Source organism: Lachnoclostridium phytofermentans, assembly GCF_000733755.1.
Classification (GTDB): domain Bacteria; phylum Bacillota; class Clostridia; order Lachnospirales; family Lachnospiraceae; genus Lachnoclostridium; species Lachnoclostridium phytofermentans_A.
The window spans coordinates 1592210-1614125 of the sequence record NZ_JPOF01000003.1; the positions used below are offsets into that span (position 1 = coordinate 1592210).

The following is a 21916-nucleotide window of genomic DNA, read 5'->3' on the forward strand; positions in this document are numbered from 1 at the left end:
AGCGAGTGATTAAAGTGAATCAATGATCGGCAAACAAGACGCTAGATTCAAAATAGAGTTTAGGAGGGAAAGCTATGAATTATAATGAATTTAAGCAAGCAGTGATTGAGGCAGCGAAAGAAGCTGGTTTAACAGATTATGAACTTTATTATAGTACCACATCCGAGATTAATACTGAGATTTATAAGGAAGATGTTAAGAGCTTTAGCAGTAGCAAGAATGGTGGTGCATGTTTTCGGTGCATCGAAAGTGGAAAGATGGGGTATGCAGCTACTGAAAAATACGATGAGGAAGAAGCGAAAAATATTGTTATAAGAGCGATGGATAATGCATTATCGATTGAAAGTGAAGATGAAGTAGTTCTTTATGGCGCGGGAGATTCTTATCAACAGGTTACAAAGAAGGCAGAGGCACTGCCAAGTGCAGATATAATGATAGAGAAAGCTATTGCTTGTAATAAAGCAACGTATGAGCAGGATTCTCGTGTTATTGATGCAACAGAAAGTGGAGCATTTGCCTCTAATGTAACTGTAAGCATCTATAATTCCAAGGGCCTTGATTTAAATCATGAGGTATCGCTATCCGGTGTCTATACAGCTGCTGTCATCGAAGAAAAAGGTGAGATGTTAGATTCTTTGGATTTCCAATTGGGAAATGTCGAAGAAGCTGATATTAAGAAAATAGCAAAGAAAGCGGTGGAGGGTGCTGTAGAGCAAATTGGAGCTTTAAAAGCGGGCTCTGGTAAAATGAAGGTTGTATTTTCTGGTAAGATGATGGCGACCATGCTTTCAACTTTTGCAGAAGTTTTTTCTGCAGAAAATGCTCAAAAGGGATTGTCACTATTAAAAGGGAAAGAAAATACCACAGTTGCTTCCGATATAGTAACCATTGTGGACGATCCTTTTTATTTCGATTCTTCACTCCAAATGCCATTCGATGCAGAAGGTGTTGCTACCTACACCAAAGAAATAGTGAAGGATGGAGAACTTACTACACTTCTTCATAATTTAAAAACTGCAAAAAAAGTTGGGATAAAGAGTACAGGAAATGCTTCTAAATTAACATATTCCTCTAGTGTATCCATCCTTCCATATTATTTCTATATAAAACCAAGCGGCCAAACAAAGGAAGAACTATTTTCCTTAGCAGGAGATGGTATTTACATCACAGAACTCCAGGGAATGCATGCAGGTGCAAATCCAAAGACAGGTGACTTTTCTTTAGGAGCTTCCGGATTCCTTATTAAGGATGGAAAAAAAGAAAGTTGTGTAAAAGGGTTTACGGTAGCAGGTAACTTTTATAAACTTTTAGCTAACATTGAAGCTATTTCTAATGACCTTGAGTTTATTCTTCCAAAGGGACTTAGCTGCTTTGGAGCACCTTGTGTTCTGGTTTCAGAACTATCAATCGCAGGATAATAAAAAAACAACCGTAATTTGTTGCTGTAATCGATTAACTTTGTTGACTAAATCTTCCCAAATGCTATACTAATCTTCAAAACACATCATTATTAAAAGTATAATGATGTATGAAGGCATGAGGTTCTAGCAATGAGGATAACTAGGGGAAAAAAAAATAAGGTTATGGAGAGGATCGGATGGAGGAAGAGACTTCTATTCGGTAGTATTTTCTTGCTTATTACCCTTGTATTAGCAATTGTATTTGTACCACTAATAGGGGTATATTATATTACACGGGGGCCAATTTTATATCAAGGTGAAGCTAATTTAGATTACCCGTTACAAAATATTTATCAGGCTTCAGATTTTGGTCTGGAGAACAAGATGCTTCCTATTAGAACGAAGGATGGATATTCCTTATGGGCAACTGAGATAGAGGTAGAAAAACCGGAAGCGGTTATTATCTATTTGACGGATATCAGGCAACCTTCCATTACTTATTTTTATGGTCATGCAAAATGGATGAAGGAGAAGGGCTATGCCTCAATCCTATTAGAAACCAGGGGGCATGGAGAAAGTGAAGGTAACGTCATTGGACTTGGTTATACTGAAATAAATGATGTAAAGGCTGTCGTCGAATATCTACGAAATGAGGAACGCTATCAAGATGTTCCAATTGTTCTTCAAGGTGTTTCTATGGGTGGTGCAGCCGCGATTAATGCCTTCGGACAAATACCTGAGATTGATGCGCTCATAGCTATGTCTGCTTATACCAGTGTGGAAGATGCCATGATTGATTCTATGAAGAAACATGGGGTACCAGAGTTCCTTTGTAAAATAGAGCGACCATTAATAAAATTTGCTTTGTCCATTGTGTTTGGAAGAGATGCTGTAGAGTCATTAAAACCAATGGAGCAGATTAAGAATACAAATGATCGCCCCGTCTTTTTTATATCTAGTAAAGAGGACTCGAAAATATTAATAGAGAATATCAACCGATTTAAAGAAGTCTATCCTGAGGCAGAATACTGGGTAAGAGACTCTTCGGAACATTATATTATTGATGATTCCGATTTTACTAATGTAGAAAAAGATACGGAATATTGTAATCGAATCTTAGAATTTTTAGATAAAGTTAAAAAAGCGAAGAAAAACGTCCTGAGCATGACGAAAAAGGGCTTATTTTTATTGCCTTTTTTAAAATTATGATAAGGAAGAGTTCGCAATGTGTGTTTTCTTGTTTCGGAACTGCTTGGTTTTATAAAACAATAGATGTTATTCCTTAAAAACTGTTGGAATTTGTATTATATGTATTATAATATATAATACAAACAATACAATAAAAAATATTAGAAAGCTTTGATTTTATATTAGGAGGTGATTTCATGTTACTAGCGCTCGATTTTTCAAGTGATGTACCGATTTATCTTCAAATTCGTAATCAAATTGTCTTGGGAATCTCACAGAAGAAATTACTACCGGGAGAGAGATTGCCTACAATTCGTTGCCTGGCCAATGAAATTGGTGTAAATACGATGACAGTAAATAAGGCATATCAAGTCTTAAAACAAGAGGGTTATATCACAGCGGACCGCCGCAGTGGTGCTATCGTTAAGGCAAGAGAGAGCGAGACATTGGGATGGAGGGATAAGCAGGTTGAGGATTTACGTTTAGTTATTTCAGAGATTAAGTTATGCGGGATAGAAAAGGAAGAATTACTTAAAAAATGCGACTTATTATATGAGGAGGTGTCTCGTCATGGTTGTTAATATTATTATGGTGGTTTCAATGTTACCAATACTGCCAATTATTTATTACCTTATGATAAATGAGGCGGAGCCTAAGAAAAATATTGTGCTGGGGGTAACTCTTCCTGTAGAGCAGTTGGATAACCCTTTGGTGCTACAAATGATTGCGAGGTATAAAAAAGAGTTAAGAATATGGTCATTGTGTTTACTCCCTGTTTTGGCGGTACCTTTTTTCATAAAAAGTTTTGCAATAGGATTTTCTATCTATATGATTTGGATACTTGTGGTTGTTATCTTATGTTTTTATCCATTCGCAAAATACAATCAGAAATTATCCAAAATAAAAAAAGAGCGTGAGTGGAGTACCTCTTATGCGAATACTGTAGTTGTAGATATGAAGGCAGTCATGGTGAGACAATCAAAGAGCCTAACAATTTGTTACCTTATATTAAATGTGATAAGTTTTGCGCCGTTAGGATATGCATTTTTTTATTGGGAAAAGGATGAATATTTTAGCGGGAAGGTTATGCTTTTCGTAATAATGGCATCGATTACACTTCTTTGCTTTCTTATTGACCTCTTATTAAGACGGCAAAAGGGAGAAGTAATTAGTGAAGATAGTATTCGAAATACGACCATGACAAGAATACGCCGTAAGGCATGGAAAGATTGCTTTTTAAGTATGGCAGCATGCAACACTGTTTATGTAGTTATCACGTACTTTTACTTGGATAACAAAAAGGTATCAACGATGAGCTTTATGATTGCTACTATGGTTTATTCTGCTGTCTTAGTGTTTATTAGCTTATTTAGTGAAGTAAAGGTTCGAAAGCTACAAAGAAAGTATAGTTTAGATCAGCCAATGGATGTTATTGTGGATGATGATATTAATTGGATTTATGGGCAGTTTTATTATAACCCAAGAGATAAACATACACTTGTAGCAAAACGAGTTGGTATGGGAACGACTTGTAATCTCGCCACCAAGGCTGGAAAGATCTTATCAGGTGTAGTTATCATCGCCTTACTATCCATTCCCTTATCTTGTGTATGGATATTTTTCGAAGAATTTACACCGATTTCGTTACAGGTAAGTAATCAAGAGGTGGTAGCAACTCATCTAAAGGAAGAGTACAGGATCCCGCTTAACGATATTACAGAATTAGAGTATCTGACAACGTTACCTAGGACATCCAAAAACATTGGTACAGGCATGGATAATCTTTATAAGGGTGATTTTTCAGTGAAAGGGTATGGCAGCTGCGAAGTTTGCTTGAATCCTGAAACGGAGGCATTTCTTGTTCTACATACAGAAGAAGAGACTTATATCTTTAGTGATGAAACTACCGAGAAAACGATAGAGGTATATAAGGAATTAAAGGAAGTAATTAAATAAATAGTGTTAAGTGACAAACGGTTATCATAAAAAAGCAAATTGCTTCGCTATGATTATCGTTTGTTTTTTTATGATAGGATAAAATATATTTCTTGTGCTTTATTCTTACTTATAGGAGGAAACATTCTAATCTGCGGAAAAAGTCTAATCCACGGAAACATTACTTTTTTCACCTCCACGATTCACTCTTTTGGCACTATTAGTAGAAATTGCGAAATGATACAATACTTTCATAAAGTTTTTTAAGAGTTAGGAAGTGGGGAGCAGGTTGAAAAACAAAGTTCAACTGGTTTATGAATCGCACAACATTTCCATCATTGAAAGGGCGTAAAAGCGTCAGAAATGAGGTTAGAATGGATGAAATTATTGTAAAGCTTGAAGGGCTGACAAAACGCTATGATTCAAAAATAGCTGTAGATTTTGTAAATTTAGAAATAAAAAAAGGTGAAATATTTGGACTACTTGGACCCAATGGTGCAGGGAAAAGTACCACTATGAATATGATTTGTACTTTGGTGAAGCCTACCTCCGGGCAGATTAAGCTGTTTGGTAGTGAGATGAAAAAAGAGGAAAGGAAGAGCTTATCAAGAATTGGGTATGTGCCGCAGGATTTGGCAATTCATGAAGGGCTTAGAGCATGGGAGAATGTAGAATTATTTGCTTCCTTATATGGTATAAAGGGAGAAGAATTAAAAAAGGAAGTGGATAATTCGCTTGAGTTTGTAGGGTTATTGGAACATAGAAAGGGGTTTCCTAAAAACTTTTCCGGAGGTATGAAGAGAAGGTTAAACATTGCTTGTGCACTGGGGCATCATCCGGAGCTGCTTATATTAGATGAACCTACCGTGGGGATTGATCCTCAGTCTCGTAACTTTATACTAGAAAAGATAAAGTACCTCAATGAAATGGGTGTAACAGTGCTCTATACAAGCCATTATATGGAGGAGATTGAAGCAATTTGTACACGAATCGCTATTATGGATAATGGAAAGGTGATTGCATGTGGGACAAAAGAGGAGTTAATTCAGTTGGTTTCTGATAATCCAAGTAATGATATAAGCCTAGAACAAATCTTCTTAACTTTAACTGGGAAGAAGCTTCGGGATTATGCGGAAGGAGTAATGTAAGATGCTACGTTATCTCATTAAGAATAATATGAAGCTTATATTTCGTGGGAAATTGATCTTTTTTATGATGATTCTCATACCAGTATTTTTAATTTCCATGTTATCAAGTGCGTTTGATAGTATGTTGAATGTGAATTATAGCTTACAAGAGTATGAAGTAGGTTACTCTGTAACAGAGGATAGTTACATCTTACCAATACTAGAAACTGTCACCATTGCAGGTTCAAAGAATCATATTACGCTATATCCATACTCAAAGGAGATAGGCTTAGAAAAGCTAAATGACCAAACCTTAGACTTATATATTGAATTTGGTACCAAGGAGTACGTGATTTATCAAACAGAAGATACGAAGGCAGCAACAATGATACTGAAAGGTGTGATGTCTTCTTGTATGCAGGGGGAACCGTTACAAGGAGATTCTTATCTGGTTGAGACTTTAGACAGCAATCCAATTCCAGAGGCTAAAAACTATTATGGTATTGCCGAAATCGTTTACATGATGTGGTGTGGTATTTTCTCAATATCAGCAGTCATTAACAGTGAGAAAAAAGGGCAAATCCGTAGTCGGATGAAAATGTCCCCCACTTCATCTTTTCGTTTCTATCTAGGGAAATTCATACCGTGTGTAATGATACTGTGTATTCAAATGGGCTTAGCAATCATTATTACCTCTTTCACACTCGGAATCGACTGGGGAGATAAGTTACATTTAAGTTTTGGAATACTATTTTTACAGGCTATGGCTGTTAGTGCGTTTAGTATTATGTTATATCAGATATTTCAGAATATTGCAGCAACAATTGTTGCCTGTTTCTTTATCGTTTTTAGTTGGGGATTCTTTGGTGGAGCGTTCCAAACTTATATGTTTGCAACTACAAGTGAGACGATGGCAAAATTATCACCGATCTATTACTTGAATCGTACCTTAGTTGAATATTCCACAAAAGGATCCAGTGAATATGCGCTTCCCTGTGTTGTAATTTTATCTGCTATTATCATAACTGGTAGTATGGTTTCGATTTTGCTTAGCCGGTTTTGCAAGGGGGAGAGGATATGATAGGTTTTTTAACTATGTTAAAAGCAAATAGTAAATTATTATTTCGAAATAAGGGCTTTCTATGCTGTATGCTACTTCTCCCAGTGTTAACGTTACTTTGGTTAGCAATCCCTTTGGAATATCCTACCGAATCGGAGGGTGATAAGGTTATTGAAGTCGAAGAAGAGGAAAGAATATTACTATCTATGGTGGAACTTGAACTCTCCATCAAGGTATATGATGCTTCTAATTCTAAAAGTTCTCAGTACTTGCTAAATGGATTATTAGATACTGGCGGTTACAGTGTCTATCGTGAAGATGTAACAGGAAAAACACTAGAAAGGATAAAAGAAGAGGCAATTACGACTGCAAATAAGAGTAATCTAGGGGTACAATTATATTTACCTGAGAATTTTGAAGAACGCATTCTTAATGGAGACTACAAAGAAGCTATCATAATCCTAAAAAGTAATGAGGATGAGAGGTTACAACTTTTGTATGCAAACCTTAATCGTTTGATGGGCGAGATGGTTGAGATATCGCAAATGGAGTCGGAAGGGAAAGAAGTTAGTATTCTTAATTATCACGACTTGCTAAATCAAAAGGGTGAGAGTATTGAAAAAAGGGTGGAAACAGTCTCCACAAAAAGCAGCAGAGAAATTTCAACCAAGGAAAAGCATCAAAAAGAAAACTTTGGTTATACCATATCTTTTATGTCCTTATCCTCGTTATTAATTGGTGTCTTTATTACTGGGATATTCCTAAAGGAGAAGGAGTATCAAGTCCTTAGAAGGATTACCTTAACAAGGACGAATATTGCAAGTTATGGTATTGCAAAAATTATATTAATCATTCCAACGACAATGCTACAGGTAGGGGTGTACCTTATAGGGTTAAACACATTTGTGAAAGCAGATATTGGTATTGGTAATTTAGAGTTTGCATTGGTGGCATTTGGGATTGGAATTACATTTCAATTGCTTAGTATTACATTTGGTACCTTATTTAACAATGTCTTAACTGTTAATTATGTTGCTTTTTTTACTTGGGTGTTTACCAGTGTACTATCCGGTCTTTACTTCCCTGTGAATAAGGCATCGTCTATGATAAAAGCAGTTTCATACTTTATGCCACAATCCTGGAGCATACGCTTTTTTGAAGGTATCAAGGGAGGGGATTCAGGGGTTTATCTAATGTTTACTCTAATCATGCTAGCATTTTGTATTGTATTAATAAGTTTTGGAGTGCTTGGTATGAAGATAAATGAAAAAGAATAAGTAAATCTAGTTTCATTTTACTTGATTAGATCAGGGAACTATTTTATTAAAATGTTGGAGCGAAGGGGAATCTATACTTCGCTCCTTGTTCTAATGATATATATTTTCTAACCTCATCAGTGAAATCCCACGCTTTTGTAAGCGGAGGTATGGACTTACCTGTTTTAAAATGCCACGTAGCGGTAATGAGGTAATAGCGTAGTGGATGGCGAATAGCCGCTTTGGCTTGTGAAAGACAGAGAAATTTAAAAATAGGATTCCTAGTTTGACAGAATTACTATAATTCATTATGCTAAGAATTATAGGGAATAAATAACATTGAATAGTAAGGGAGTGCATGGATTGAACAAGAATATCATTCGGTATCAATTTGTATTAATCAGGGTTATCCTATTGGGAACTGTTTTTTTATACCATGCCGTTGAGCAGGAGAGCCAGCTTCTTAATCAGTATGGAGTTTGGGTAATTTATGCACTTTTATTCTCTGCGGTAATTGCTCAGGGAATTACTAAGAGGCATAAGATCTTTTTGTTACTGTTACAGGTAGCTCTCGTTATTGTTATGATATCTTGGTTTGGAAGAGAATATGCACTCATTCTTCCTGTTATAGTGCTCAATGTGTTAGGTAATCTAAGGGTTAGATATCCATCCTATGTTGGAGCATACCTCGTTGCCTTCGTATACTCTGGTAATATGGCTGTATTTCTATTATTTACTTCAGTTTGCATACTACTGTTTATTCAAAATGATGTAATAATCAATAAATATAAGGAGCTAATACATTCCTATGAGTTAAATGAGCAAAAGCTTAAGTTTTCCATGGATCATCAAAGTTATAGATTCAAAAAGGAGCTAGTGGAAAATAGCCTCTATTTTGAAAATAAATTGTTAGAAGAAAAAGGCCGTTTGTCTCAGGCGCTTCATGATAAACTAGGGCATAGCATCAATGGTTCAATATATCAGTTAGAAGCAACAAAGGTCTTACTAGCAAGTGATACCAATCAGGCAAAGGAAATTTTACAAGCGGTTATTGATAACCTTAGATTAAGCATGGATGAAATAAGGCAACTGCTTCGCAGAGAGAAACCAGACAAGCGGAAAATGGCTTTACTTCAGCTTACAACCTTATGTGAAGAGTGCAAGAAAAAATACAGCATAGAAGCTGAGGTTAATGTGAGTGGAGACAATAAGGCAGTGCCAGAGTACATATGGGAAATCATTTTGGATAATTCCTTCGAGGCAGTATCGAATGCCTTAAAATATGCAAACTGTAAGCATATTACAATAAATATTGTAGTTTTAAATAAACTTGTACGGTGCACCATAGAAGATGATGGCGTAGGGTGTATGCAAATAAAAGAGGGAATGGGAATTTCGGGGATGAGGAAACGGGTTCGAGCAATACAAGGGATTCTAGATGTAACCTCCCAAATAGGATTCTCTATTAATATGATTTTACCAATTTCATAGGGGAGTAATTTATTTAAAAAGCGCAGTAAGCGAGAATAGAGGGGAATATGGAACCTATCAAGGTAATAATTGCGGATGACAGTGATTTTGTAAGAGAGGGTATGCGTATTATTCTAAGTGTAGATGCTGATTTTGAGGTAGTAGGATGTGCAAAGAATGGGAAGGAGGCAGTAGATTTAGCCTCCGGGGGAGCTGTGGACGTTGTGCTGATGGATATTGAGATGCCAGTAATGGACGGTATTGAAGCAACGAAAGAAATCGTACTTCGTAATCTTGGGAAGGTACTCATACTGACTACGTTTGACGATGATGAGTTAGTAGAACAATCAATAAAAAATGGAGCAAAAGGTTACTTAATCAAGAATCACACTCCGGAAAAATTAAAACAAATGATTAAATCAATCTATAACGGAGTAAATGTACTAGATGAAAAAGTATTTGAGAAGTTTACTTCCCGTAGTCTTAATTCGAATGCTGTTTTTGATGCAAATGGGTATACCACCAGAGAGCTTGACATCATTGCTTCGGTAGCCGAAGGGTTATCCAATAAAGAAATTGCCAAAAAGTTATTCATTAGTGAGGGGACAGTAAAGAATCATATTAGTACGATCTTAGAAAAGGGAGGGTTCTCTCATCGTACACAACTGGCAGTTTATTACCTAACTGGGAAAAAATAAGGATATTAAGTTCCTAGTGATATCAATAGGGATAAGTGGGTGTTACAACAGTCTACCTTCTGTAGATCATTTGTAGCACTTTATTACTGCCATTTCCCAAATCTTTCGACAATAAAAACATAGAACCAAATGCAGATGTTTCAATGTATAAATATTTTTCTATTAAAATTATCAGACCCAATGTAATTTATTAAAACATTTCCTAATAAAATCCACAACTTAAGCAAATACTACTGGAAATTATGTGAAAAGGAGATATGTGAATTGAAAAAGTATGTATGTAGTGTTTGCGGCTATGTTCATGATGGTGATTCTGCACCAGACAAATGTCCAATTTGTAATGCGGATAGTAGTAAATTTATTGAAAAAAGCGGAGAACTTCAATGGGCCGATGAGCATGTGATAGGGGTTTCATCAGGAGTTGAAGATGCTATCTTAGAAGATCTTAGAGCTAATTTTATGGGAGAGTGTACCGAAGTTGGTATGTACATTGCCATGAGTAGGCAGGCAGATCGCGAAGGTTATCCGGAGGTTGCAGAAGCATATAGGAGAATTGCGTATGAAGAAGCAGACCATGCATCACGTTTTGCTGAGATGTTAGGAGAGGTTGTAAAAGCAAGTACAAGAGACAATTTAGCAGCCAGAGTCGATGCGGAATACGGAGCTTGTGAAGGAAAGAAGAAACTAGCAACACTTGCTAAGAGTAAGAATCTCGATGCGATACATGATTCTGTACATGAGATGGCAAAGGATGAGGCACGTCATGGATGTGCATTTAAAGGGTTGTTAGACCGCTATTTCAGTAAGTAAAAGAGAGTGCGAAAGAGATAAACTTTCGCACACATGGAAAAGGCGCTAAAGCGCTAGAATGGAGGAACTTATGTCTAAAGTTAAGTGTGGTGCAACAAATTGTTCTTATAACCAAGAACACATTTGCTGCGCAAATACCATTAAAGTAGGTGGAAAGGCGGCAACCAGTGAGGAATCTACTTGCTGTGCAAGCTTTTTAAATAGGTCTGTTTATAGTAATTTAGCAGAGTATACATCAATGAGAGGGACATCTAAGGAGATTCTATGTAATGTAGCAACTTGTAAATTCAATGAGGATGACCACTGTAGCCTTAATAAGATTGAGGTGGGTGGTAGCAGTGAGACGAAATTCTATACCGAAACAGATTGCTTAAGCTTTGAAAAGCTGTCCTAAGAGGTTAAAACATGGATTCAAAGGCGTTACGTAAAATAAGTTATGGAGTTTTTATAGTTTCAGCGGCGGCAAACGAGCATAAAGCGGGATGTGTTATTAATACTCTCGAGCAAGTTACCTCCTCTCCAATGAAACTTTCGATTGCTTTAAATAAAAACAATGATACGCTAAGGGTAATCAAAGAAGCTGGTACGTTTAGTGCAGTCGTACTCAAAGAAGAGGTAGAACTTGAGTTAATTAAACTCTTTGGTTTTTTTAGTAGTAGAGATACCAATAAGTTTGAGACGATACCTTATCAGCAAGACAAATATAATAATCCTTACCCAGTAGAAGGTATTGTAGCACAGTTTTCCTGTAAATTATGTGATACCTTAGATGTTGGAAGTCATATAATTTGTATTGGAGAGGTTACGGATGCAAACTTAATTTCTGATGACCCTCCTCTAACCTATGCTGATTATCACTTAAAAAAAGGTGGTTCTACACCGAAAAATGCGCCTTCTTATCAAGAGGCTACCATGGGATATCAATGCACAGTGTGTGGATATATCGAAGAATCAGAAAATTTACCAGATGATTTTATATGTCCAGTTTGTGGAAAGGATGCTAGCTATTTTCGTAAGCTATAAAAATTAACGAAATCAAGTAGCAAAGCGGATTGCGAATATCCGCTTTGACTGATTCTCCCATGTAACCACCATCTTTAGTTAGAAAGTCAGATACCATAATTGTAGCGCCATGTCCTACCACTGATATTCATACAGGAAGAAGTTCATATCACTTCTTTGATTTTTTATAGTAAGAGAATGACTTTTTTCACATCTTCGAGTCATACCTTGATGTTCGTAAAATTGATAATTACAGGTCGTATCTGTGAATAAATAAAATTCATGGATATTTTCACGTTCCATATAAGCTAATAAAGAGTGAAACAACTTTTTTCCTAAACCCTTTCCACGACATTTTGAATTTATTGCAAAAAAAGCAACTTCACCTTGATAATTCTTTTTGCTGTCTTCCAATAACTCTTTATCTATATCATTTACATTCTGAAACATTTTGGAAACATGTCGCCCTTCTTTTGACAGATAAAGTGAGATAATAGAAAGAATTAATTTTACGCGGAATTTCAAAGGACATCGATAGGAAACTCTGTTTTTTCCCATTATGATACCAACAGGGATCTGATTCTCAACAGCCACCTGTGTAAAGGTCTGGTTTGCGAGGCAACTGTTTAGAAAAACTTTTGCAAGTTTTGCCGCAGTTTTTGGACTGCAAAATTGATCATAGTTCCACGTTTCTCTAATAATATCCTCCAGTTCTTTCGAGTCCTTATTTTGAAATTCTCTTAACATAATCTGCTCAGCCATAAAGTCTTACTCCTTTCTTATTTTTTGTCAGAGGACGCTTCGTTCTCCTCCTAAAGAAACAATAGAAATCAATGTAGAATAGAGTCAACTTCTTGTTGTAATCTATCTTGTATGATATGATAATCCGTACAGTAACTGTACAGTCAAGGAGAATTTGAAAATGTCAAATAACAAAGATACGTTGTTTACAATCGGTCAATTTGCAGCTTTACATGAAATCAATAAAAAGACTTTGATGTGGTATGATGAGGTTGGGTTGTTTAAGCCAGCGGTCATTAAAGATAACGGGTACAGATATTATACTTATCACCAGAGTTCCACATTGGAAACCATCTTAATGTTGCGAGAATTGAATGTTTCCATCAGTGAAATACAAGTATTTATGGAAAATCGTTCTGCAAAGAGTTTGGAAATTCTCTTAACAGAAAAGATGGAAGAACTGGATAGGACTATTTCTCGCCTGAAAGCAATCAGGAAAACTTTGATCAATCAAAAGAAAGGCATATCTACATTACTTAAGATAGATCTATCTAAAATCAGTATCATAGAAAAAGAACAGCAAAGTTTAATCGTGATGAATACGACAAAAGATATGTCCTTGGAAAAAGAAATTGAGATGGTGATTGCAGAATCAAAAAAACGACAATTACACCGGCTGCGTGATGCGACTTATGGATCCATGATATCTGTTGACAGTCTATATCAAGGAAAATTTGATGATTATTCCAATCTATTTATAAAAATTTCAAATCAGACTTCCAGGGAAGGTCTTCATCTGCAACCAAAGGGAAACTATTTGAGGGCCTTTTGTCAAGGTAGTTGGGACAAACTTCCTCAAAAATACAATGAAATATTGGCTTATGCAAACGAACACCATTTAATACTGTGCGGTTATGCTTATGAAATGGGGATAAACGAACTTACCATTGATTCAATGGATCAGTATATTACGCAGATAGAAATTCCTATTAAGAATGAAGAAAATGACGGAATATTTTTGCTATGAAATACTTTATGATACAGGAGTATTCTCTTTTGATTTTAAGCATAGTATGTTCAGAGCACAGAGATAAAGAAAATAGTATAGTTTTAATAACTAAGACGCCAAGAAAATAAATTTATCTATTTCCAGCTATGTGGTATAATCTGATTTAATAATAATATTTCATAGGAAGGGTATGGGATGAAAGTAATCGTATTGGCCGGAGGATTAAGTCCGGAAAGAGAGGTATCATTAAGTTCTGGAAGTAAAATAGCAAATGCGCTGATGGAGAAGGGGCACGAGGTATTATTACTCGATTTATACTTAGGAATAAAGGAGGTAACTGATTTTGATTCCCTATTCCGTAAAGTAGAGGATCAAAACCCATATCAGTATCAAGTACCAAAAGAAGAGCCTAACCTTGCCGAACTGAAAGAGGCTTCTGGCAATGGTGCTTGCCTAATTGGCGAAAATGTGGTGTCATTATGCAAATATGCAGATAAAGTATTTTTAGCATTGCATGGTTCGATTGGTGAAAATGGTCAGTTACAGGCAATGTTTGATAACTATGGCATTTCCTATACAGGAAGTGGATACATCGGAAGCCTACTTGCTATGGATAAAGGCTTATCTAAAATTATAATGAAAGAGCATGAAATAAAAACTCCAGCTTATATCGTAGCAGACCTAACGAAGGAACATCAATTAGAAAAAACGTTAATGGTACCGTGTGTAATTAAACCGTTAAGCTGTGGCTCCAGTGTTGGTGTATCGATAGTAAGAAGTCAGGAGGAATTAGGGAAGGCACTTGAATATGCGAAAAGATACGAGAATAAGGTGCTAATCGAGGAACTCATCGTCGGAAGGGAATTCTCTGTAGGTATATTAAATCATCAAGCGTTACCTTTAATAGAGATTATACCGAAGATGGGATTTTACGATTATACGAATAAATATCAATCAGGAATGACGGTTGAAGTATGTCCAGCACAATTAGAGGAAGAAATAAGTGTAAAGATTCAAGAAGCAGCATTAAAAGTCCATGAGGTGTTACAAGTCGGATTTTATTCCAGAGTAGATTTTTTATTAAAAGACGATGGTAGCTTTTATTGTCTGGAGGCGAACACTTTGCCAGGTATGACTCCGACCAGTTTACTCCCGCAAGAGGCGGAAGCTATTGGAATCTCATATTCTGAGTTATGTGAATTAATTTTATTTGGATAAAAGTATATTTATTACATAAAGCATTTTCTTTCGATAATATAAGTCATTGCGTTTCATGTAGTAATCTCGTACAATAAAAGATAGGAAGGAAATCACATGGAGAGAAAGAATAGTCTTCTACCTTGTAATCCAAATGCATCCAAGGAAGTTATTGCAGTACTGAATTACCTAAATGATATGGCAGGAAGAGGAGTAATAACAGGCCAGCATACACAGACAAGAGAGCAAAAGGAACTTTACTATATAGAACAGATAACAGGAAAACTCCCGGCATTATGCGGATTTGAATTGCTCAGTTATTCTCCAAATATTTCGTATGACTCCTGTGATGAAGAATGTAAAAAAGAAATCCGTGAGAATGAAGGAACATTAGAGACAGCAATGACTTTTGCTAAAAAATACGGAGGGTTAATCACATTTACTTGGCATTGGTTTTCCCCACTTTATAACAAAAACAAGGGTTTTTATACAGTTAACTCAGATTTCGATGCGAGTAAAGTATTAGTGGAAGGTTCCAAAGAGCGTATTGCATTTTATTCCGATATGGACGTTATCGCAAGTTACTTAAAGCCTTTCCGTGATGCTAAGATACCAATATTGTGGCGTCCTTTCCATGAATCAGAAGGAAACTGGTTTTGGTGGAGTGCAAAAGGAATGAAGGTAGCAAGTAAATTATATCAGCTCATGTATGAGCATTATGTTACCGTACATAAATTAGATAATTTAATATGGGTTTGGAACTGCCCTAAAATAGAGGGGTATGTGGGGGATGCGTACGTTGATATTATTTCACGGGACTTATATCCACCAGCTCACGAGCATACGGACCGGGCAAGGGAATATAGGGAACTGATTCAGATTACACCAACAAAGAAGCTTTGTGCCCTTGCAGAAATCGGAACAATACCAAGCGTTAAGGAGCTATCAAGTAGTAGGATTCCATGGTCTTACTATATGACTTGGTCCAACGAATTCGGTGGTAGTGATCAGTTCACCTCAAAAGAAGAACTCTGCTTAGCATATCATGATTCCTATGCGATAACACTTGATAAATTGCCAAAGCTATACGAATGCCAAACAATTATCTAGGGGGCTTGTTATGAGAAAAAATAAGATTCTGATATTATTTCTTGTAGTTTTTATACTAGCAACAACCAATATTGCCACGTTATTATACTTAAATCACACTATTCATAATAATAGTGAACAATTAGTATTTGCTTATGATGCGATTATGGTACGTGACAATGAGATTAGCAGGTTAGAAGGGCTAGAGGAAGAAAATAATCGATTAACCTTAGAAAATGAGACGCTGAAGACGACAAACGAGAATCTAATCAGTAAAATGGATCAATTAGCTCGTGAGCAGTCATCCTTAAAAAAACAGGTCTTAGAACAATCAGAGGAAATCCTCGAAATAACAAATCAGAATCTCAATATGAACAGAACGCTGGAAAGCTATAATTACTTTCTAGGGTATAACCCTGAAACATTATATGAATATCAAACCTATATCAAAGAATTAGAACAAAAAGTAGAAAAATCAGGTAGTTATGATATCTATGAACTTCCAAAGAGAAAAAAGGTATATGAGGGTTATACCGTTTGGTTAGAAGATGGTGCTAGTGAAACATGGGCAGATCAAGCCATGGAGTATTTACGGCTGTTACCAGAGAAGGCTTTGGAAGCACTAAATAAAGATAAGTGGTACTTTATTATTACTCCGAGAAGTTTAGAAGAAGTATATCATAGCGGAGTTGAGAACACGATAGGGCTTACGATTTATTATAAGAAGCGGATATATATTAAAAATGACGAATTCTCAATAGATTCCTGTACCTTGCATGAGATAGGTCATGCACTCGATGCCTTAAACAGCTATCAATCATTTTCGGAAGGTTTTAATGATATTTATAATGAGGAGAGCCAAACATCTGGTTTATCTAAGTACTTTACAAGCTCTCCAACGGAGTATTTTGCTGAGACTTTTCAGAGTTATTTTATCAATCCAGAATTAACAAAAGCAAATGCACCAAAATCCTATGCGTTTATAGAAAAATTTCTAGAGAAGTATGAATAGACGTGCTACAAAAAGAATTGACCAGGATGTTGTAAATCTGGCCAATTTTTTTTTCATGGCTAGAAAAAGTACTCGTAAAAAATAGATACATAAAACCCTCCAGATATTCTATTATTACTAAATATTCTGGAGGGGAATCTTGATTATACATTAGTAGTTTGCTGCTTGGTTATATCATAAGCGATATAGGTGAGAAACTTTATTTTGCTTCCTATTATAATTCTTTTTCCTTTAACTTAGGTATAACAGTATTATAGTAGAAATCCTTTACAGAATCTTTGGAAACGCTGTAAATGGTAGGTTCATCGTCAATCTGAACAGAAACGCCCGACTGACAATGGCCGAGACAAAACACGGACTTTAATTCAATCTGTGAGCCATAGCTGTCTTCTTCCATGAGTTGCTGCATTGCGGTTATCACGTTGTAGGAACCTTTTAAATGGCAAGCACTGCCAATACAAATATTAATCAGCATAAGGATACCTCATTTCTGGAAGATTAGTCTTCCTTTCGATAGGATACGTGGAGTAGTTCATGAGTACGGTGTTTTAACAAACCGTTGTACAAGGAGAGCATCAAAGGATTTTCCTCACATCTCTTAATCTGTGATACCTTATCGGCTTTGTACATACCAGTTGCGCGGGCATTTTTCTCTTCTTTATGGCTAAATGGCTGACCAGCACCAGCTATACAACCACCAGGGCATGCCATTACTTCAACAAAATCAAAATGTTCTTCACCGCTTTCAATCTTTTCAATTAAAGCTTCTGCATTTGCTAAACCACTGACAACGCCGATGCGGACAACGGATTCCTCCATAGGAAGTTCACAAACCTTTACTCCCTCCATACCACGTAAACCTAGGAACTCGATATCTTTTAGGGCCTTTGGACTTTTGTCAGCGACGACACGGCGAACAGCAGCTTCTGTGACACCACCAGTGACACCGAAGATAACACCGGCACCAGAGTATAAGGAGAATGGCATATCTGGAGCTTCTGGATCTAGTTCTTCAAACTGAATGCCGATTTCCTTAATCATCTTTACGAGTTCTATGGTTGTAATTACATAGTCTACATCAGGAACATTATTACGTTTAAACTCTTCTCGGGATGCTTCAAACTTCTTTGCGGTACATGGCATAATTGCAACAGAAATCGTTTCAACACCTTCTGAGGAATCAAGTCCCTTAAAGTGTTCTTTTATTACTGCACCAAACATCTCCATTGGAGATTTGCAGGTTGAAATGTATGGTAGTAATTCTTTATGCTGTGTCTCTGCGTAGCGGATCCAGCCAGGACAGCAAGAAGTAAAGAGTGGATATTTACTATCACCAGACTCGAGCTTCTTTAATAACTCCTTCGATTCCTCCATAATGGTTAAGTCTGCACCAACTGTAGTATCAAAAATTGCATCGAATCCTAATCTACGAAGTGCAGCTACAATTTTTCCGATGACATTCTCACCAGCCTTCATATGAAACTCTTCTCCAAGAGCTACACGAACGGCAGGAGCAACTTGAACAACAACACGTTTCTTAGGATTGTAGATTGCCTTCCACACTTCCTTTAAATCAGATTTTACGGTAATCGCAGCGGTAGGACAAACAGCAGCACATTGACCACAGTTGACACAATTGGTTTCAGCAATTTTTTTATTAAATGCAGGACTTACTACCATTTTAGCACCACGGTGTGCAAAGTCAATAGCACCTACATTCTGAATTTCATGACACATTCTAACACAGTCCCCACAGAGAATACATTTGCCTGGATCACGAATAATGGAGGTTGATGAGGTATCAAGTTCCATCTCTTCCGTCTTATTTTCAAAACGAACGGTTTTAATACCGAAGCGGAGTGCTAACTCTTGAAGACGACATTTTCCATTTTTGTCACAAACGGTACAGTCTCTACAGTGTGCAGCAAGTAATAACTCTAGAATCATCTTTCTATGTTGATGTAGCTTTGGCGTATTTGTTTTAACCTCCATCTTATCCTTTGGGGGCGTGGAGCAGGACGCAATAATGCCACCCCATTGATCTTCTACGACACACATTCTGCAAGCCCCATAGATGGATAAATCAGAATAGTAACAGAAAGTAGGAAGATCGATTCCAGCTTTACGAACTAAAGCAAGGATATTAGGCTCATCGTTAAATTCTACTCGGTTGCCATCAATAATCATATATTTTGCCATCGTTATTCTCCTTTCTCCTATTCCTCAATAATTGCTTTAAAGCTGCAGCTATCCTTACAAGCACCGCATTTGATACACTTCTTTGTATCAATCGTATGAGGCTTCTTAACCTCACCGGAGATTGCAGAAACTGGGCATAATCTGGCACACTTAGTGCAACCTTTACAAAGATCAGGAATGATCTTTAAGGATATTAATGCTTTGCACTGGCCAGCAGGACATTTTTTATCAACAACATGAGCGATATACTCATCTCTAAAATACTTGATTGTAGAAACAACTGGTGACGCAGCAGTTTTACCAAGACCACAAAGAGCAGTAGCAGAGATGGTATCCGCTAACTCTTCCAGCATATCAATGTGTTCCAGAGTTCCTCTGCCTTCGACAATGTCGGTTAAAAGCTCTAACATTCGTTTGGTACCTTCACGGCATGGAACACATTTTCCACAGGATTCATTTTGGGTAAAGTTCATGAAGAATCTAGCAACTTCCACCATACAGCTCTTGTCATTCATGACAACAAGTCCGCCAGAGCCAATCATTGCACCAACTTTCTTTAAGGAATCGAAATCAAGAGGCATGTCAAGATGGTCATTGGTTGCGTTTAATACAAGACATCCTCCGGAGGGACCGCCAATTTGAACCGCTTTGAATTCGCCGCCCTTTACGCCACCACCGATGTCATAGATAACTTTTCGGAGGGTAGTACCCATTGGAACTTCAATTAAACCAGTATTCACAACATTGCCTGTTAATGCAAAAGCTTTTGTTCCATGATTCTTTTCAGGACCATATGTTTTATACCAGTCGGCACCTTTTAAGATGATAGAAGGTACATTACAGAAGGTCTCTACGTTATTTAATACAGTTGGTTTTTCAAACAATCCCTTTTCTACGGTTCTAGGTGGCTTTACTCTTGGCATGCCACGGTTACCTTCGATGGAGGCGGTTAAGGCCGATCCTTCTCCACAAACGAAAGCACCTGCACCTTGGCTGATTCTAAGATCGAAGGAAAAGCCAGAACCTAAGATATTACCACCAAGTAATCCTAAGGTAGTTGCTTGCAAAATTGCTGTCTCTAAACGGTGTACCGCAAGAGGATACTCTGCACGAACATAGATATAACCATGATGTGCTTTTGTTGCAATTCCAGCAATAATCATACCTTCTATCATACGATGAGGATCACCCTCCATCATACTACGATCCATGAAAGCACCTGGATCACCCTCATCACCATTACATACTACGTATTTCGTTTCTTCTGTTTGGCGAAGTACTTGTGCCCATTTTTTCCCTGTTGGGAAGCCACCGCCCCCACGGCCACGTAGACAGGAATCGGAGATTTCATCTACAATAGATTCTGGGGTCATATCAAAAAGTGCCTTAGCTACTGCCTGATAGCCTCCCATTGCTATGTATTCGTTGATAGATTCTGCATTAATATGTCCACAGTGTTCCAATGCAACACGCGTTTGCTGTTTATAAAAAGGTATTTCTTCTTGTTTTTGGTAGGAATTACCTACGATATCTTTATATAGAAGTCTTTCTACCACGTCATCTTTTAAAATACTATGTTCTATAATATCTTCACAATCTTCTACCTTCACCTTGATATAAAGAATTCCGGCAGGTTCGATACGAAGCAAAGGTCCCATCTCACAAAATCCATGGCACCCACTCTTTTTTAAACCTACAGCTTCATGAGGCTCCTCTTCTAGAGATACGGAGACATTAATTCCTCTTTCTTCGATAAGCTCTTGAAGGCGTGCATAGATGTTTAAGGAGCCTCCGGCTACGCAGCCAGTTCCACCACAGATAAGGATCTGTTTGTATTGGCTCTTAAGAGACTTTTGGTAACGGACTTTTAACGCGTCCAATTCTTCTCTGTTTTTGATTAGCATTGGAGAGCCTCCTCTCTTAACTGTTCAATCAGTGTTTTAGCTTTTTCTGGTGTCATTGCAGCATGAACGACATCGTTCACGGTACATACTGGCGCCAGTCCGCATGCTCCAAGACAAGATACCGTTTCCACAGTAAACATCATGTCATCTGTCGTTGGTTTCTTCTCTGTAACACCAAGAACTTTACGAAATTCCTCCAAGATAGGGATGGATTTTCTAACATGACATGCAGTTCCGTCACAAACCTTGATTACGTATTTTCCTTTTGGTTCTAAAGAGAAGTTTTCATAAAAGGTTGCGACACCATAGATTTTTGCTTCGCTTAACTTTAGTTTTTCTGCTATGTAACAAAGAACTTCCTCGGGTAAGTAGCGATATACTTTCTGTACTTCCTGCATAATCGCAATTACATGTGACTTATTATAGTCATGGGCTTTGAGGATGTTATCAATGAGCCCTTTTTCGTCTTGCGCTAACATAAGGTAACTCCTTTCTCAATCCATACGTTTTGAAAAGCGACAGATTACTGTCGGTTGATTCCAATTCATGACAAGGAAAAGTTCGCGAAGCGTGCTTTTTCTTGTTGAAGATAAAAGATTGATAAAAAATTATCAACTAGAAGATATGTTAACATGCTTTACTAACAAATACAAGAAAAATAATGAAATTAAATGTACAAAATAATCACTATAATTTAATCTATTGCATATCTATTGTTTACAATTTACAAAGAGTATACCAGAATATTCAAAATATATAAAATTATTGAAACCAATTCTGTTCCATATATTGTCAAGAATGTAACAAGATAATAGGGAC

21 protein-coding genes are annotated in these 21916 nt (G+C 36.9%); 16 read left to right on the forward strand and 5 right to left on the reverse strand.

The features are described 5' to 3' along the window. Positions 1–74 precede the first annotated feature (74 nt). From CC92_RS0112325 to CC92_RS0112385, 12 genes are all read left to right on the forward strand, one after another. Positions 75–1418, forward strand: coding sequence for a TldD/PmbA family protein (locus CC92_RS0112325; RefSeq protein ID WP_029502604.1), 1344 nt, complete (start codon positions 75–77; stop codon positions 1416–1418). A 132-nt stretch (positions 1419–1550) separates the two neighbouring features. Then, positions 1551–2609, forward strand: coding sequence for an alpha/beta hydrolase (locus tag CC92_RS0112330; protein WP_029502603.1), 1059 nt, complete (start codon positions 1551–1553; stop codon positions 2607–2609). Positions 2610–2785: 176 nt separating this feature from the next. Next, complete coding sequence (locus CC92_RS0112335; protein ID WP_029502602.1) at positions 2786–3169, forward strand: GntR family transcriptional regulator; 384 nt, start codon at positions 2786–2788, stop codon at positions 3167–3169. Continuing rightward, a complete protein-coding gene (locus CC92_RS0112340; RefSeq protein ID WP_029502601.1) occupies positions 3159–4544 on the forward strand; it encodes a PH domain-containing protein in 1386 nt (461 codons plus the stop codon). Before CC92_RS0112335 ends, CC92_RS0112340 begins: the two co-directional genes overlap by 11 nt. 353 nt (positions 4545–4897) lie before the next feature. Continuing rightward, positions 4898–5671 carry an ABC transporter ATP-binding protein gene (locus CC92_RS0112350; protein ID WP_031420381.1) on the forward strand — a complete coding sequence of 258 codons (774 nt, stop codon included), beginning with the start codon at positions 4898–4900 and terminating at the stop codon, positions 5669–5671. A gap of 1 nt (position 5672) precedes the next feature. Then, the gene (locus tag CC92_RS0112355; protein ID WP_029502599.1) at positions 5673–6731 is read left to right on the forward strand and encodes an ABC transporter permease; all 1059 of its coding nucleotides are present in this window, start codon (positions 5673–5675) and stop codon (positions 6729–6731) included. After that, positions 6728–7987 (forward strand): ABC transporter permease, encoded by a 1260-nt coding sequence (locus tag CC92_RS0112360; protein ID WP_029502598.1) that lies wholly within the window; start codon positions 6728–6730, stop codon positions 7985–7987. Before CC92_RS0112355 ends, CC92_RS0112360 begins: the two co-directional genes overlap by 4 nt. Positions 7988–8329: 342 nt before the next feature. After that, entirely contained in the window at positions 8330–9457 is a 1128-nt protein-coding gene (locus CC92_RS0112365; RefSeq protein WP_029502597.1) for a sensor histidine kinase, read from the forward strand. Between the two features lie 47 nt (positions 9458–9504). Beyond that, positions 9505–10134, forward strand: coding sequence for a response regulator (locus tag CC92_RS0112370; RefSeq protein ID WP_029502596.1), 630 nt, complete (start codon positions 9505–9507; stop codon positions 10132–10134). A gap of 264 nt (positions 10135–10398) precedes the next feature. Then, positions 10399–10944 (forward strand): NADH peroxidase, encoded by a 546-nt coding sequence (locus CC92_RS0112375; RefSeq protein ID WP_029502595.1) that lies wholly within the window; start codon positions 10399–10401, stop codon positions 10942–10944. A 70-nt stretch (positions 10945–11014) separates the two neighbouring features. Next, on the forward strand, positions 11015–11338 hold the full coding sequence (locus CC92_RS0112380; RefSeq protein WP_029502594.1) for a DUF1540 domain-containing protein: 324 nt from the start codon (positions 11015–11017) through the stop codon (positions 11336–11338). 11 nt (positions 11339–11349) lie between these two features. Continuing rightward, entirely contained in the window at positions 11350–11967 is a 618-nt protein-coding gene (locus tag CC92_RS0112385) for a flavin reductase (protein WP_029502593.1), read from the forward strand. A gap of 114 nt (positions 11968–12081) precedes the next feature. Here CC92_RS0112385 and CC92_RS0112390 read toward each other — a convergent pair whose 3' ends face one another. Then, positions 12082–12708: a GNAT family N-acetyltransferase gene (locus CC92_RS0112390; protein WP_029502592.1), complete on the reverse strand. Its 627-nt coding sequence runs from the start codon at positions 12706–12708 to the stop codon at positions 12082–12084. Positions 12709–12868: 160 nt separating this feature from the next. On the opposite strand from CC92_RS0112390, the gene CC92_RS0112395 reads away from it, so the two are divergent. The 4 genes from CC92_RS0112395 (at position 12869) to CC92_RS0112410 (ending at position 16994) form a co-directional block, all read left to right on the forward strand. Continuing rightward, the gene (locus tag CC92_RS0112395; protein ID WP_029502591.1) at positions 12869–13714 is read left to right on the forward strand and encodes a MerR family transcriptional regulator; all 846 of its coding nucleotides are present in this window, start codon (positions 12869–12871) and stop codon (positions 13712–13714) included. Between the two features lie 177 nt (positions 13715–13891). Beyond that, a complete protein-coding gene (locus tag CC92_RS0112400) occupies positions 13892–14914 on the forward strand; it encodes a D-alanine--D-alanine ligase family protein (protein ID WP_029502590.1) in 1023 nt (340 codons plus the stop codon). A gap of 96 nt (positions 14915–15010) precedes the next feature. Continuing rightward, a complete protein-coding gene (locus CC92_RS0112405; protein WP_029502589.1) occupies positions 15011–16003 on the forward strand; it encodes a glycosyl hydrolase in 993 nt (330 codons plus the stop codon). Positions 16004–16013: 10 nt separating this feature from the next. Beyond that, entirely contained in the window at positions 16014–16994 is a 981-nt protein-coding gene (locus CC92_RS0112410; protein ID WP_029502588.1) for an anthrax toxin lethal factor-related metalloendopeptidase, read from the forward strand. Between the two features lie 214 nt (positions 16995–17208). On the opposite strand, the gene CC92_RS0112415 is transcribed toward CC92_RS0112410, so the two are convergent. The 4 genes from CC92_RS0112415 to CC92_RS0112430 are packed head-to-tail and all read right to left on the reverse strand — an operon-like array spanning position 17209 to position 21576. After that, positions 17209–17469, reverse strand: a complete 261-nt coding sequence (locus CC92_RS0112415; protein ID WP_029502587.1) for a (2Fe-2S) ferredoxin domain-containing protein — start codon at positions 17467–17469, stop codon at positions 17209–17211. 23 nt (positions 17470–17492) lie between these two features. Further along, entirely contained in the window at positions 17493–19193 is a 1701-nt protein-coding gene (locus CC92_RS0112420; RefSeq protein WP_029502586.1) for a [FeFe] hydrogenase, group A, read from the reverse strand. Positions 19194–19210: 17 nt separating this feature from the next. Continuing rightward, a complete protein-coding gene (locus CC92_RS0112425) occupies positions 19211–21097 on the reverse strand; it encodes an NADH-ubiquinone oxidoreductase-F iron-sulfur binding region domain-containing protein (protein WP_029502585.1) in 1887 nt (628 codons plus the stop codon). Then, positions 21091–21576 carry a complex I 24 kDa subunit family protein gene (locus tag CC92_RS0112430; protein ID WP_029502584.1) on the reverse strand — a complete coding sequence of 162 codons (486 nt, stop codon included), beginning with the start codon at positions 21574–21576 and terminating at the stop codon, positions 21091–21093. Before CC92_RS0112430 ends, CC92_RS0112425 begins: the two co-directional genes overlap by 7 nt. Between the last annotated feature and the right edge of the window lie 340 nt (positions 21577–21916).

Excerpts from the sequence above, each read along its gene's own strand:
- CC92_RS0112415 (WP_029502587.1), bottom strand. The coding sequence starts at position 17,469 with ATGCTGATTAATATTTGTATTGGCAGTGCTTGCCATTTAAAAGGTTCC.
- CC92_RS0112400 (WP_029502590.1), top strand. The coding sequence starts at position 13,892 with ATGAAAGTAATCGTATTGGCCGGAGGATTAAGTCCGGAAAGAGAGGTA.
- CC92_RS0112390 (WP_029502592.1), bottom strand. The coding sequence starts at position 12,708 with ATGGCTGAGCAGATTATGTTAAGAGAATTTCAAAATAAGGACTCGAAA.
- CC92_RS0112335 (WP_029502602.1), top strand. The coding sequence starts at position 2,786 with ATGTTACTAGCGCTCGATTTTTCAAGTGATGTACCGATTTATCTTCAA.
- CC92_RS0112325 (WP_029502604.1), top strand. The coding sequence starts at position 75 with ATGAATTATAATGAATTTAAGCAAGCAGTGATTGAGGCAGCGAAAGAA.
- CC92_RS0112430 (WP_029502584.1), bottom strand. The coding sequence starts at position 21,576 with ATGTTAGCGCAAGACGAAAAAGGGCTCATTGATAACATCCTCAAAGCC.
- CC92_RS0112350 (WP_031420381.1), top strand. The coding sequence starts at position 4,898 with ATGGATGAAATTATTGTAAAGCTTGAAGGGCTGACAAAACGCTATGAT.
- CC92_RS0112410 (WP_029502588.1), top strand. The coding sequence starts at position 16,014 with ATGAGAAAAAATAAGATTCTGATATTATTTCTTGTAGTTTTTATACTA.
- CC92_RS0112330 (WP_029502603.1), top strand. The coding sequence starts at position 1,551 with ATGAGGATAACTAGGGGAAAAAAAAATAAGGTTATGGAGAGGATCGGA.
- CC92_RS0112420 (WP_029502586.1), bottom strand. The coding sequence starts at position 19,193 with ATGGCAAAATATATGATTATTGATGGCAACCGAGTAGAATTTAACGAT.
- CC92_RS0112370 (WP_029502596.1), top strand. The coding sequence starts at position 9,505 with ATGGAACCTATCAAGGTAATAATTGCGGATGACAGTGATTTTGTAAGA.
- CC92_RS0112385 (WP_029502593.1), top strand. The coding sequence starts at position 11,350 with ATGGATTCAAAGGCGTTACGTAAAATAAGTTATGGAGTTTTTATAGTT.
- CC92_RS0112355 (WP_029502599.1), top strand. The coding sequence starts at position 5,673 with ATGCTACGTTATCTCATTAAGAATAATATGAAGCTTATATTTCGTGGG.
- CC92_RS0112425 (WP_029502585.1), bottom strand. The coding sequence starts at position 21,097 with ATGCTAATCAAAAACAGAGAAGAATTGGACGCGTTAAAAGTCCGTTAC.
- CC92_RS0112395 (WP_029502591.1), top strand. The coding sequence starts at position 12,869 with ATGTCAAATAACAAAGATACGTTGTTTACAATCGGTCAATTTGCAGCT.
- CC92_RS0112360 (WP_029502598.1), top strand. The coding sequence starts at position 6,728 with ATGATAGGTTTTTTAACTATGTTAAAAGCAAATAGTAAATTATTATTT.
- CC92_RS0112380 (WP_029502594.1), top strand. The coding sequence starts at position 11,015 with ATGTCTAAAGTTAAGTGTGGTGCAACAAATTGTTCTTATAACCAAGAA.
- CC92_RS0112405 (WP_029502589.1), top strand. The coding sequence starts at position 15,011 with ATGGAGAGAAAGAATAGTCTTCTACCTTGTAATCCAAATGCATCCAAG.
- CC92_RS0112340 (WP_029502601.1), top strand. The coding sequence starts at position 3,159 with ATGGTTGTTAATATTATTATGGTGGTTTCAATGTTACCAATACTGCCA.